11 protein-coding genes and 1 riboswitch are annotated in these 12,225 nt (G+C 59.7%); of the genes, 10 read left to right on the forward strand and 1 reads right to left on the reverse strand.

Annotated elements, in window-relative coordinates; translation table 11 throughout:
- Positions 1-70 precede the first annotated feature (70 nt).
- Positions 71-514 (forward strand): hypothetical protein, encoded by a 444-nt coding sequence (locus EKM88_RS03510; RefSeq protein ID WP_125703169.1) that lies wholly within the window; start codon positions 71-73, stop codon positions 512-514.
- Between the two features lie 88 nt (positions 515-602).
- Here the strand turns inward: EKM88_RS03510 and def are convergent, their stop codons facing one another.
- Positions 603-1,157, reverse strand: coding sequence for a peptide deformylase (gene def, locus EKM88_RS03515; protein ID WP_125703171.1), 555 nt, complete (start codon positions 1,155-1,157; stop codon positions 603-605).
- 129 nt (positions 1,158-1,286) lie between these two features.
- Positions 1,287-1,447, forward strand: a riboswitch (M-box (ykoK) riboswitch).
- Between the two features lie 215 nt (positions 1,448-1,662).
- Here def and EKM88_RS03520 point away from each other — a divergent pair.
- The 9 genes from EKM88_RS03520 to rsmD all read left to right on the forward strand — a co-directional run bounded on the left by EKM88_RS03520 (position 1,663) and on the right by rsmD (position 12,222).
- Entirely contained in the window at positions 1,663-2,475 is an 813-nt protein-coding gene (locus tag EKM88_RS03520; RefSeq protein WP_125703174.1) for a hypothetical protein, read from the forward strand.
- 132 nt (positions 2,476-2,607) lie between these two features.
- Complete coding sequence (locus EKM88_RS03525; protein WP_125703177.1) at positions 2,608-3,492, forward strand: Rossmann-fold NAD(P)-binding domain-containing protein; 885 nt, start codon at positions 2,608-2,610, stop codon at positions 3,490-3,492.
- A complete protein-coding gene (locus tag EKM88_RS03530) occupies positions 3,489-3,779 on the forward strand; it encodes a UPF0223 family protein (RefSeq protein ID WP_125703179.1) in 291 nt (96 codons plus the stop codon). The genes EKM88_RS03525 and EKM88_RS03530 overlap by 4 nt, the downstream gene beginning before the upstream one ends.
- Positions 3,766-4,563: an inositol monophosphatase family protein gene (locus EKM88_RS03535; protein WP_125703182.1), complete on the forward strand. Its 798-nt coding sequence runs from the start codon at positions 3,766-3,768 to the stop codon at positions 4,561-4,563. Before EKM88_RS03530 ends, EKM88_RS03535 begins: the two co-directional genes overlap by 14 nt.
- Positions 4,564-4,707: 144 nt before the next feature.
- Positions 4,708-6,552, forward strand: a complete 1,845-nt coding sequence (gene typA, locus EKM88_RS03540) for a translational GTPase TypA (RefSeq protein WP_125703184.1) — start codon at positions 4,708-4,710, stop codon at positions 6,550-6,552.
- Between the two features lie 187 nt (positions 6,553-6,739).
- Entirely contained in the window at positions 6,740-7,921 is a 1,182-nt protein-coding gene (locus EKM88_RS03545; RefSeq protein ID WP_125703644.1) for an FtsW/RodA/SpoVE family cell cycle protein, read from the forward strand.
- On the forward strand, positions 7,914-11,348 hold the full coding sequence (locus EKM88_RS03550) for a pyruvate carboxylase (protein ID WP_125703186.1): 3,435 nt from the start codon (positions 7,914-7,916) through the stop codon (positions 11,346-11,348). The genes EKM88_RS03545 and EKM88_RS03550 overlap by 8 nt, the downstream gene beginning before the upstream one ends.
- Before the next feature lie 24 nt (positions 11,349-11,372).
- Entirely contained in the window at positions 11,373-11,681 is a 309-nt protein-coding gene (locus EKM88_RS03555; RefSeq protein WP_125703189.1) for a YlbG family protein, read from the forward strand.
- The gene (rsmD, locus tag EKM88_RS03560) at positions 11,668-12,222 is read left to right on the forward strand and encodes a 16S rRNA (guanine(966)-N(2))-methyltransferase RsmD (protein ID WP_125703192.1); all 555 of its coding nucleotides are present in this window, start codon (positions 11,668-11,670) and stop codon (positions 12,220-12,222) included. The genes EKM88_RS03555 and rsmD overlap by 14 nt, the downstream gene beginning before the upstream one ends.
- Positions 12,223-12,225 lie beyond the last annotated feature (3 nt).

Consider the following 12,225-nt stretch of genomic DNA (forward strand, 5'->3'; position numbering starts at 1 on the left):
CAGATTACCAGCTGGGTCGGTCAATAGCGTATACTGAAGACAGGCAACGCGACAAGAAAGGGTGATGACGATGTGGTGGTTGATCGCAGTTTTGGCCATCGGCTTGGTGGTGGCCGGGGTGTTCTGGTGGCGGCTGGTGGCCAGCCGGCGCGCCTTGCGGTTATATCTGCGGCAGGCGCAGCAAACCACGGATCAAACGGTGCGCCGGGCCTTAGCGGACCTTGAGTGGGTCAGTGCGGGGCCCTTGGTCTCTGAACCGGTGGCGGACGTGTGGGGGCATGGCATTCTGGCCTTTGAGTACGTGATTCCGCTGCCGGCAACGCCGAATGTGACCGCACTGAATGCGGCGCTGGTGACCGCGGCGGTGGAGGCAGACATTCACGGCTTAGACGCGCAGACCCCAGCGTTTCTGGTTTCTGATTTTTGGCAGCGAGAGGCGCAGCTGCATTTTGACGTGGCGTTCGTCGCGAATGCGGCGACCGCGGAGTATGTGATGGATGTCGAGCGGGTCTGAGTCGGTCTGGCCGATTGGGCAACGCAAAGCGGCCCAATTGCCACCGTGGACCCAGTAAAAAAGCGTCGCTTCCGACGCTTGAGGGACGTTAGTCGATCAGGATCCCTTCTGGGGTCATGTGGAACGGCTGCTGCTTGTCAATGTGATCGTAAAACAGAATGCCGTTCAGATGATCGATTTCATGCTGGCAGACGATGGCCGGGTAGTTTTTGAGGCGCACCTTCTTGGTTTCGCCGGCCAGGTTTTGATAACGAATGGTGATCCGGTCGTGGCGGACGACGTAGCCGGGGACGTCTTTGTCAACGCTCAGGCAGCCTTCCCCCTCGGAGAGTGCGGCGTCTTGCACGCTGTGGCTGATGATCTTGGGGTTGATGAGCACTTCTTTGAACAGGATCTCATCTTCCGGACCGGGTACCAGCACCGCAGCCATGGCTTTGCCCACGCCCACTTGAGGGGCGGCCAGGCCCACGCCTGGCCGCAGTTGGTACTTCTCGTTTTGCTGCTCGTCTTGGCTGATGACGAGGTACTCCATCATGTCATGCGCGAGTTGCTGGTCTTCAGCGGCAAGCGGGAAGGTGACGGGTGCGGCAGTCTGGCGCAGGACCGGCGCCCCGTCGCGGGTGATATCTTTCATTAAATACACGTGGATGACCTCCAATTAATCGTTTCCCTCTCACCTTACCACAGCTGTCGAGAACAAAAAAGTCTTTCTGCAAGCTCCGACCTTGACATGGCGAATTAAATTGCGTATCATATAAGAGTAAACAAATCCAGTGCTTTCCGTTAGGTGAGGCTCCTATACGTACAATGTTGCTGCTCAGAAACATCCAGAGATGCCAATGAGTCAACTGCGCCTGTCTACAAAGGCTTGCGCTAATGCAACTGAAGGAATTCTAGGCGTATAGTGCTAAAACTAAACGATTGGGATGCAGTCATCGCGCGCAAACCCAATCGGTGTGCGCTTTTTTAGTGCAAAACGGCGGACAACGGCGAGTGAATGAAAGGTGGTGAGCGCATGAAACAAACAGCGATCGATGGTGGTAGTCCGGATAACGCAGATCCCGGAAGGTTTGAGAGTGTGCCACCACTTATATCAATGAGATAAATGAGGCACGTCTTGACCTCTCTGGGAAGAGAGGAGAATGACGATGTTGATGCAAGAACGTAGTGGCTTGACCGGGATTCAGGTCAAGCAAAAGCAGTTTGCCCAAGTCAACGGCGTTGGGGTCTTGGCCCCCGCGCTTCAACTGAAGCCACTCCTGATTCTGGCAACCGGCCTTGGGTTGGTTGCCGACGCGTTATTCGATGCGGCATGGATCGGGATCGCGCTGGCCGTGCTGATCACGGTTACCGGTGGGCTGAGCCAGTGGCGCTTTGCGCGGTGGCTTGCACAGTTCAACGCCCATCAGACGGTGTTGGTGGTCCGGGAAGGGTTACTCCGCGCCACCGATGTGACCGACTTGGTTGCCGGTGACTTGGTTCAGGTTCAGGCCGGCACGCTGTTGCCGGTCGATGTGTTGACGCCGGTTGCGGCACAGCCAACGGGGTGGTTGCGGGTCGTGCTCGCCCTGACCGGCCAGCAAGTGCCAACCGGGATCGCGCTGGCCGGGAGCCGGTTGCTTGCGGACGCCCGTGTGGAAGTACTTGCTGTTGCAGACAACCGATTCATCGCACAGGGTTGTGACGCCCTGATGATGACGGGGGATACAGGCGTGTTAGCGGGGCTGACCGATGGGGTGAAGACGCTGATTGCGGCGGTTGCCCGTCAGGCTCAGGTGACGGTGCGCATGCACCGCAATCAGGTTCTGATCGCACAACCCGCGCTGGCTGCACGGATGCAAGCCCAAGTTTTGATGCGTGTGGGGGACACCCGCGCGCCCCTGGTTCGATCGGAGCGGCATGATGCTAAAGAAGCCGCCTTCCGCTATAACCAGGACCCTGTCTCGTGGCGCTTCAGCTAAACGTAATTTGAGTGAGTAACGTCGACCGAAGAAGCCGGCGTTTTTTTTGTGGGCTGCGAATCGGGGGATTTTGCGTTCTCTTTGTGTTTTGACCATGACATGCGTAAAATAGCCTTAATGGAGGAAACACAAATGCAAAGAGTAGTGGTATGCGGGCAGAACACCAGCGTGGGCGTGGTGTGCGCGCACTTGATCGCACGCGAACTGGCAATGCGGGTGGCAGTTGCCCCGGCTAGCCAGATGTCGCTTGACGCGCTGCAGGCGCTGGCAACGTTGCACGGGGTCGTGCTTCAGAAAAGCACGCCCAAAGTGTTGGGCGCGGCGGACATTCTGATCTTTACAGATTATAGTCCAGCCGCAGACGAGCACGGCCGAAGCGTCACCGTTGCAGGGATGCGCCAGGTGTTGAACACGGCAATGGCAGCAGGCTTCGGTGGCATTGTTGTGGTGGCAACGCGCGACAGTGCGGTGGGCACCTTTTTTGCGCAACGCATTTCGGGGTTGCCCAAAGCCAGTGTGATCGGCGTTGGCACCTTGGCGGTGACCCGGGTGTTCACCCGCTTTCTGGCCACGCAACTGCAAGTGCCCGAGGCGGCAGTGACGGCGTACGCGGTGGGGACGCAGCAGGCTTACGCGTTGCTGTGGAGTCGGGCATACGTCGGCGCGACGCCGGTGTTGAGCTTGCTGAAAGACCGTGACCCGGCTGCGCTGATGGGCGCGGCCATTGCGGCGTGTGAGCGCTTTGCGCAGGCGGCCGACGACACCGTCATGGCGACGGCAGTGGGCCGCATTTTGACCGCGCTGGCGGGTGAGGCCATGCTGACCCCGGTGACGACGCTGGTGACGCGGGGAACGGCGGCGTTAGCATTGGCCCAGCCGATGCTTGTCGATGCGCGCGGTGCCACGTTGCTCGCCCCCATCGTGGGCGCCGATGCGGAGGAACAGCAGCTGGATGCGATCGCAGCCGGCGTGCAGGCCAAACTGATGAGCATCATCGAACAGGAGGAGAACGCATGAAACCAAACTATGGCTATCCTTTGGACATGGACTGGTCCAAGGCCGATATGATCAAGGTCACCACGTTTTACGCGCAGGTGGAAGACGCCTACGAAAAAGGGGTGGACCGGGCCAATCTGCTGGCAGCCTACAACGGCTTCAAGCAAGTGGTGCCGGATAAGGGCACCGAGCGGCAGCTGGGGCGCGAGTTTGAGGCGGTCTCGGGGTATTCCTTTTATCGGGTCGTGCAGGCGGCGCGCACCAGCGACACGGTACGCCTCAAGGTGATGGCTGATGACGCCCGCTGAGTTGCACCACCTGGATCGCCAGGTGGTGGGCTGGCTTGATGAGAGTCGCAAGCGCATTCGCGCGGCGATGGCCGCGCCGGTTTGCGTACAAACGAAGTCTGGTCGCAACGACTTGGTGACTAACGTGGACAAGGCCAACCAGCGCTTCTTGGTGAGCCGGATCACGGCCGCCTATCCAACGGCCCGGATCGAGGGGGAGGAAGGCAGCGCGGCAAAGGTCAGCACGCTGGCTGGCCGCGTCTTTTTTGTGGACCCCATCGATGGCACGATGAACTTTGTTAAGCAACAGGCCTATTTTGCGGTGATGATTGGCGTGTACGAGGATGGCCAGCCCGTTTACGGCGCCATTCTCGATGTGATGCGCGATGAGGTGATCACCGGCGGCCCGCAGTTGCCGCTGACCCAAAACGGGGTGCCGCTGCCACTGGTTCCAGACCGAGCGCTAGCAGATGGGCTCTTGGGTGTGAATGCGCCGATGGTCATCAATAATCGCTTTAACCTCGGGCAAGTGGCGCTGGCCAGTGCTGGACCCCGGATGACGGGCAGTGCTGGGATGGAGTTCCTGGCCATTGCCCAAGGCCAGCAGGTCGGCTACGTGTCGTACCTGCAGCCGTGGGACGTCGCCGCAGGCATGGCCTTCGGCCAGGCGTTTGGCCTTCAGGTGACGCGCCCTGACGGTAGCCCGGTGGATCTGCTGACCCCAGGTGTCGTGGTGGCGGCCATGCCGCGCGCACACGCCGAGATTTTGGCCCGGCTGACCTCGGACACATTCGTCCGCCGGTAAGTTTCGCCACACCAAAATAAAGTTTTCAGAAAACTGCCACTTCGATAGGGTCTGTGCTATAATGGTTACTCGAAGACTGTGTCGACCTGACACGTTTTTTTATGCCGTAACCAAAAGCGACACGCTGAAAGGAAGTTAAAACACGTGAAGACACGCGACGATATTCGCAACATTGCCATCATTGCCCACGTCGACCATGGGAAGACGACCCTGGTCAATGAAATGCTGAAGCAATCCGATACCCTGGCTGAACACATGAGCATCGGGGACCGGGCGCTTGATTCAAACGCCATTGAAAAGGAACGTGGGATCACCATTCTGTCCAAGAACACCGCGGTTAAGTACGGCGACACCACGATCAACATCGTGGATACCCCGGGCCACGCGGACTTCGGTGGCGAAGTGGAACGGATCATGAAGATGGTCGATGGCGTGCTCCTGATCGTGGACGCGTTCGAAGGCACGATGCCGCAAACGCGCTTCGTGCTGAAAAAGGCGCTGGAACAGCACCTGACCCCTGTGGTGGTGATCAACAAGATCGACCGCCCGGGTGCCCGCCCGTCTGAAGTGGTGGACGAGGTGCTGGAACTCTTCATCGACCTTGGCGCCGAAGAGGACCAGCTCGACTTCCCGATCGTGTACGCAAGTGCCATCAACGGGACGTCCAGCTACTCCGATGACCCAGCGGACCAGGAACACACCATGGTACCGCTGTTTGATACCATCGTGAAGACGATCCCGGCCCCGATCGATAACACCGACGAACCGCTGCAGTTCCAGGTGGCGATGCTGGACTACAACGACTATGTGGGCCGGATCGGGATCGGCCGCGTGTTCCGTGGGACGATTTCCGTTGGGGATTCCGTGTCCGTGCTGAAGCTTGACGGCACCAAGAAGAACTTCCGGGTGACCAAGTTGTTCGGGTTCTTCGGGTTGAAGCGGGTGGAGGTCCAAACCGCGAAGGCCGGTGACCTGATCGCCGTGTCCGGGATGGATGACATCTTCGTCGGGGAAACCGTGGCGGATGCCAGCAGCCCAGAAGCCTTGCCTGTCCTGCGGATCGATCCGCCGACCCTGCAGATGCTGTTCCTGCAAAACGACAGCCCGTTTGCCGGGCGCGAAGGCGACAAGGTCACGGCACGCAAGATCGAAGACTACCTAAACTCCAAGTTGCAGACAGACGTGTCCCTGCGTGTTGAAGCGACGGATCAGGCGGGGGCTTGGATGGTGTCCGGGCGCGGGGAACTGCACCTGTCCATCCTGGTTGAAGAGATGCGCCGTGCGGGCTTTGAATTGCAGCTCGGCCGCCCGGAAGTCATCTACCGCGACATCGATGGCGTCTTGAGCGAACCGTTCGAAGAAGTGCAGATCGACACGCCGGAAGAATACACCGGCTCCATCATCGATGCGATGGCCAAGCGTAAGGGCGACATGCTCGACATGGTCAACGAAGGCAACGGGCAGACGCGGATGATTTTCCTGGCGCCTTCCCGTGGGTTGATCGGCTACTCCAGCGAGTTCATGTCCGCGACCGGGGGTTACGGGATCATGAACCACACCTTCGAAAAGTACATGCCGGTCATCAAGAACTGGGAACCTGGCCGCAACACCGGTGCGCTGGTGTCCATCAACGCCGGCCAGTCCACGACCTACTCCCTGCAAAGCATTGAAGACCGCGGCCAGCTGTTCATCGATGCCGGGGTCGACGTGTACGAAGGGATGATCGTCGGCGAAAACAGTCGTGATAACGACATCGCCGTGAACGCCACCAAGGGGAAGAACCTGACCAACACGCGTGCCTCTGGTAAAGACCACGCGGCGGCCATCAAGACCCCGAAGCACCTCAGCCTTGAAGAGTCGATCGAGTTCCTGAACGACGACGAACTCTGCGAAGTGACCCCGACTTCGGTGCGCCTGCGCAAGAAGATCTTGAACACCGGCGAACGCCAAAAGGCCGACAAGCGCCGCAAGATGGCCAAAGACCTTTAATTGACCCGATTTGATCAGGACCGCCCCGACTGGGGCGGTCCTTTTTTGGTGCGGCGGGCTTGGCCGCGATGCGCAGTGGGCCTAAGAGAACGGTTGCAGCCTGAGAGAAGGCAGGGAAGGGGCGCGAGTCCGCGAATCGTATGGTATAATACAGGCAACATTTTGCCGTGAAAGGGCGAGTGCTTTGCTGAAAAAGCTCCATTATCTAGATTACTACATACTCGTGCCATTCCTGTTGCTTGCCGCAACCGGTGTCGTCATGGTCTACTCGGCCAGTGCCTACTACGTGCGGGTGCACCTCGGGCTGGCCGAGAACGCCTATATGATCAGGCAGCTTTTGTTTGTTTTGATCGGGCTTGTTTTGATCGCCTTTTTCTTCTATTTCAAGCTGTCGATGCTGCGAAGTAAGGGCATGCAGTTGCTGATGTGGGTGGCCATTTTTGCGGGGTTACTTTTCCTGGCGGTGTGGGGCAAGCTGGATCCAAGCGCTGCCATCAACGGGGCCAGCGCCTGGATCCCGATCGGCCCGTTGCACATTCAGCCGACGGAGTTCGCCAAGCTGGTCGTGATCATCTACCTGGCGTACATGTTCACCCAGCGGCAGGACCAGATGCGGCGCCCAGACTTTCGGGTGCGTGAGCTGTGGCCGCCGCTGATCTTTGTGGGGGTCTGTATCGCGCTGGTGTTCAACCAGCCGGATACCGGTGGGGCGGTGATCCTGACGGGGATCACGGTGATCATGCTTTTTGCCAGTGGCATCTCGCTCAAGTACGGGGTGGGCTTTAGCATGGCCTTGGCCGGTTTGGTCGGGGGACTGTACTATGGCCTGTCCAAGGTCACGCTATCCAAGACGCTGCTTGAAAGCTACAAGGTACGGCGACTGGTGGCCGCCCTACACCCCTTCCAGATGGCCAAAACGGACGGCCTGCAGGTGGTCAACTCGCTTTTGGCGATCGACCATGGGGGCCTGTTCGGGGTCGGGCTGGGCATGAGCAGCCAAAAACTTGGTTACCTACCGGAACCCTACACCGACTTTATCCTCGCCATCATCACTGAGGAGCTTGGGCTGGTCGGTGCGACCCTGATCCTAGCGGGGATTTTCTTTTTGATCATGCGCTTTTACCTCGTTGGGGTGCGCGCGAAAAATAACTATCATGCGCTGATTGCTTACGGGTTAGCTACGATGATGCTGATCCAAACCGTGTTCAACGTGGGCGCGGTGTGTGGCGTGCTCCCGGTGACCGGGGTGACGCTGCCGTTCATCTCGTACGGGGGCTCCAGTATGCTAGTGCTCTCAATCAGTGTGGGGATCATGTTGAACATCAGTGCAAGTGAGAAGAAACGGCTTGAAGGAGGCAGACATGCGTAAAGTACTCGTAGCAAACCGCGGGGAGATCGCGGTGCGGATTTTCCGAGCGGCAGAGGAGCTCGGCTTGGCGACGGTCGGTATTTTTGCCGAGGAGGACGAGCTGGCGATTCACCGCTTCAAGGCGCAGGAGGCCTATCAGGTCGGCGCCGGCAAAGCGCCGATCGCGGCTTACCTCGACATGGACGACATCATTCGCATTGCGAAGGTGAGTGGCGCGGACGCGATCCACCCGGGCTACGGGTTGCTTTCCGAAAACGCGACCTTTGCGCGTAAAGTGGCCGCAGCCGGGTTGACCTTTGTTGGACCGCGCCCCGAGTTGCTGGACATCTTCGGCGACAAGGTCGCGGCCAAGCAGGCGGCCCACGCGGCCGGCCTACAGACGATCCCGGGCACCCCGGAGCCGACGGAAGACTTCAATGAAATCCTGGCGTTCACCCACGCGCATGGGTTTCCCGTGATGCTCAAGGCAGCCAGCGGGGGCGGGGGCAAGGGCATGCGCATCGTCCACTCGGAAGATGAGCTGCGTGCGGTGTACCAAAATGCGGTGAACGAAGCCGTGGCGAGTTTTGGCGACAACCGGATGTATGTTGAAAAGTACATCAAGTCCGCCAAACATATTGAGGTGCAGGTGTTGGGTGATCAGCACGGCCACCTGATCCATCTGTTTGAGCGTGACTGTTCTGTGCAACGGCGGAACCAAAAGGTGATCGAGATCGCGCCGGCCATCGGGTTGCCGAAACCGCTGCGGCAGGCGATCTGTGACGCGGCCGTAGCGCTGATGAGCAGCCTGCACTACGAAAATGCGGGGACCGTGGAGTTCCTGGTCGAAGGCGACCAGTTCTACTTCATCGAGGTCAACCCGCGCGTGCAGGTCGAGCACACCATCACCGAACTGATCACCGATGTGGACATTGTGCAGAGTCAGTTGCGTGTCGCCGCTGGGCAGGATCTGTTTGCGGACCTTGACTTGCCCCAGCAAGACGCGCTGACGTTCCGCGGCGCGGCGATCCAGTGCCGCATCACCACCGAAGATCCAGCGAATAACTTCATGCCGGATACCGGCACCATCACCACCTATCGCAGCCCTGGTGGCTACGGGGTGCGGCTGGACGTCGGCAATGCCTACGCCGGCGCCATCGTCAGCCCGTACTACGACTCGCTGTTGGTCAAAACCTCGGTGCACTCCGCCAGTTTTGGCGGTGCGGTGCGCAAAATGCGGCGGGCCCTGCGTGAGTTCCGCATCAGCGGGGTCAAAACCAACCTGCCATTCCTGGAAAATGTGTTGAAGTCTGACACGTTCCAGCAGGGGCTGGCCGAAACCACGTTCATCGACAACACCCCCGCGCTGTTCAAGTTCAAGCCGGTGCGCAACACCACGGGCCAGCTGATCACTTACGTGGGCGAAATCACCGTTAACGGGTTCCCAGACCTGGAGCGTCACGAGCAGAAGTACTACCCGGATTGGCGCTACCGGCTTCAGTTCCCGCCGGCAGTGCCGCAGATCAACCTCGTGCAGCTGCTGACTACCGAAGGGCCCGATGCGGTGACCCGGTGGCTGAAGGCACAGCCTAAGGTGATGCTGACGGACACCACGTTCCGCGATGCGCACCAGAGCCTGTTTGCCACGCGCATGCGCACCCGGGACATGCTGCGGGTGGCACCGGACATGGCCAACGCGCTGCCGGATCTGTTCTCCATGGAGATGTGGGGCGGCGCAACGTTTGATGTGGCGTACCGCTTCTTGAACGAAGACCCGTGGCGGCGGCTGCAACTGTTGCGCCAGGCGATGCCGAACACGCTGCTTCAGATGCTGTTCCGCGGGAGCAACGCGGTGGGTTACCAGAACTACCCCGACAACGTCATTCGCCAGTTCATTCAAACGGCGGCTAAAAATGGCATCGATGTATTTCGGATCTTTGACTCCCTGAACTGGGTGCCACAGCTGACGCACTCGATCGATGCGGTCAAGGCCACCGGCAAGCTGGCCGAGGGGACGATGTGCTACACTGGCGACATCCTCGCCGACACGCACCCGAAGTACAGTCGGGCCTACTATGTGGACCTGGCCAAGCAACTGGTGGCCAGCGGCGCCGATATTTTGGCCATCAAGGACATGGCCGGCTTGCTTAAACCGCAGGCCGCCTACGAACTCATCGCCGATCTGAAGGATGCCGTTGACGTACCGCTTCACCTGCACACCCACGACACGACAGGCAATGGGGTGGCGACTTACGTGCAGGCCGTCCGCGCCGGTGTCGATATCGTGGACGTCGCCCAGTCAGCAATGTCTGGCACGACGTCGCAACCCTCGATGGAAAGCCTGTACTACGCGCTGGCTGGCAATGAGCGTCAGCCGAATCTGGACATCGACCATGCGGAGCACCTGAACCAGTACTTCCAGGCGATCCGGCCGTACTACGCCGACTTTGCCAACCATGTGACCGGGCCACTGACGGACATCTACACCGTTCAGATGCCAGGGGGCCAGTACTCCAACTTGCAGCAGCAGGCTAAGAGCATGGGCCTGACCGACTTTGAGGCGGTCAAGCGCATGTACGCCATGGTCAACACGTTGTTTGGGGACTTGATCAAGGTGACCCCGTCCTCGAAAGTCGTCGGGGACATGGCGCTGTTCATGCTCCAAAACGAGCTGACGCCGGAAGCTGTGCTGGCGCACGGTGAGACGCTGGACTTCCCGCAGTCCGTGGTGGACTTCTTCCGCGGCGACCTCGGCCAACCGGTCGGCGGCTTCCCAGCCGACTTGCAGGCCAAGATCCTCAAGGGGCAAGCGCCGCTGACGGTGCGCCCGGGCAGCCTGGCCGAGCCGGTGGATTTTGCGGTGGTGCGCGCGCAACTGAAACAAGCGGGGCTGCCACATCCGACAGACGAGCAAGTGCTGTCGGCGATCTTGTACCCCGAGGTGTTCAAGCAGTTCCAGCAAAACCAGGCCAAATACGGCCCGGTGGCAACGCTGGACAGCCCGACCTACTTCCAGGGGATGCGCGTTGGCGAACGGGTGCGCGTCACCCTGCGCCCCGGGACCATGATCATTATGCAGCTGGATGCCATCGGGGAGCCCGATGCCAGCGGCCTGCGGACCCTGTACTTCACGGTCAACGGGCAAAAGCGTGAGGTGCAGGTGCGCGATGCCAGCGTGCAACACGCTGGGGTCAGCCACCAGCTGGCCGAGCCAACCGACAATACCCAGATCCCGGCGCCGATGGGGGGCCGGATCCTCAGTGTGCTGGTCACGGTGGGCGAAACGGTTCAGGAAGGGGCACCACTGTTTGTCACCGAGGCCATGAAAATGGAAACCACGGTTCACGCGCCGTTCACCGGCCAGGTCAGCCACCTTTATGTCGCGGCTGGCGATTTGGTGCAGAGTCAGGAGATGCTGGCGATTTTGAAACCGGCAGCGACGAATTAAACGATAATTGTGAGGAGGCGTGCCATGCTTGAAATCACCAAGCGCCAAGGCTTAGTGGTCTGGGTCTACTCGTTAAAACAGATCAAGGCCCTGCGTCATTACGGCAGCGTGCTGTACGTGTCTAAGCGGATGAAGTACGTGTATCTCTATTTGGATGCAGATCAAATTCCCGCGGCGGTCGCCAAGTTGACGAAGCTCCGGTTCGTTAAGGCGGTTGAGCCGTCTGCCCAACCGCTGCTTGAAACGACTTACGGCGGCCAAAGTAGCTTGGCCGCACTTGAGGACGATGAGGACGACGACGCCCCGAAAGGAGGCCCGAATGCGCATCATTAGTGGGGAATTCCGAGGACGCCGGTTGACCGCCGTGCCCGGTGACCAAACCCGGCCGACCGCCGATAAGGTCAAGGAATCGATGTTCAACATGCTGGGCCAGCAGTTCTTTGGCGGCACCGCGCTTGACCTCTACGCCGGGACCGGGGCGCTAGGCATCGAAGCGGTGTCGCGCGGGATGGCGCACGCAACACTCGTCGATAAGCAGTATGCGGCTATTCGGACGATTCAGGCGAACATTGCGCTGACCAAGGCCCCGGAACGCTTCACGGTGCTGAAGGCACCGGTCGACCGCGCCATCGAACGGCTCGGCGCTGAGCATCAGCAGTTTGACCTGATCATGGCCGACCCGCCGTACGCGAAGCAGGAAGTATTGAATCAACTGGCGGCATTTTTGGCGCATGACTTGATTGCCCCGACCGGCCGCGTGATGCTTGAAACGGGCCTTGATGTCGATTATCCCGCGGTGATCCCCGGGTACACCCAGTTGCGCCACCAAACCTACGGCGTGGCACAGGTTCTAATTCTAAAGCGGAGTGAGTGAGCA

Origin of the sequence: Lacticaseibacillus daqingensis (genome assembly GCF_003946115.1) — a bacterium.
GTDB classification, from domain to species: domain Bacteria; phylum Bacillota; class Bacilli; order Lactobacillales; family Lactobacillaceae; genus Lacticaseibacillus; species Lacticaseibacillus daqingensis.

Coding starts and splice junctions, on each gene's coding strand:
- EKM88_RS03510 (WP_125703169.1), top strand. CDS start 71: ATGTGGTGGTTGATCGCAGTTTTGGCCATCGGCTTGGTGGTGGCCGGG.
- EKM88_RS03520 (WP_125703174.1), top strand. CDS start 1,663: ATGTTGATGCAAGAACGTAGTGGCTTGACCGGGATTCAGGTCAAGCAA.
- EKM88_RS03525 (WP_125703177.1), top strand. CDS start 2,608: ATGCAAAGAGTAGTGGTATGCGGGCAGAACACCAGCGTGGGCGTGGTG.
- rsmD (WP_125703192.1), top strand. CDS start 11,668: ATGCGCATCATTAGTGGGGAATTCCGAGGACGCCGGTTGACCGCCGTG.
- EKM88_RS03550 (WP_125703186.1), top strand. CDS start 7,914: ATGCGTAAAGTACTCGTAGCAAACCGCGGGGAGATCGCGGTGCGGATT.
- EKM88_RS03555 (WP_125703189.1), top strand. CDS start 11,373: ATGCTTGAAATCACCAAGCGCCAAGGCTTAGTGGTCTGGGTCTACTCG.
- EKM88_RS03530 (WP_125703179.1), top strand. CDS start 3,489: ATGAAACCAAACTATGGCTATCCTTTGGACATGGACTGGTCCAAGGCC.
- EKM88_RS03535 (WP_125703182.1), top strand. CDS start 3,766: ATGACGCCCGCTGAGTTGCACCACCTGGATCGCCAGGTGGTGGGCTGG.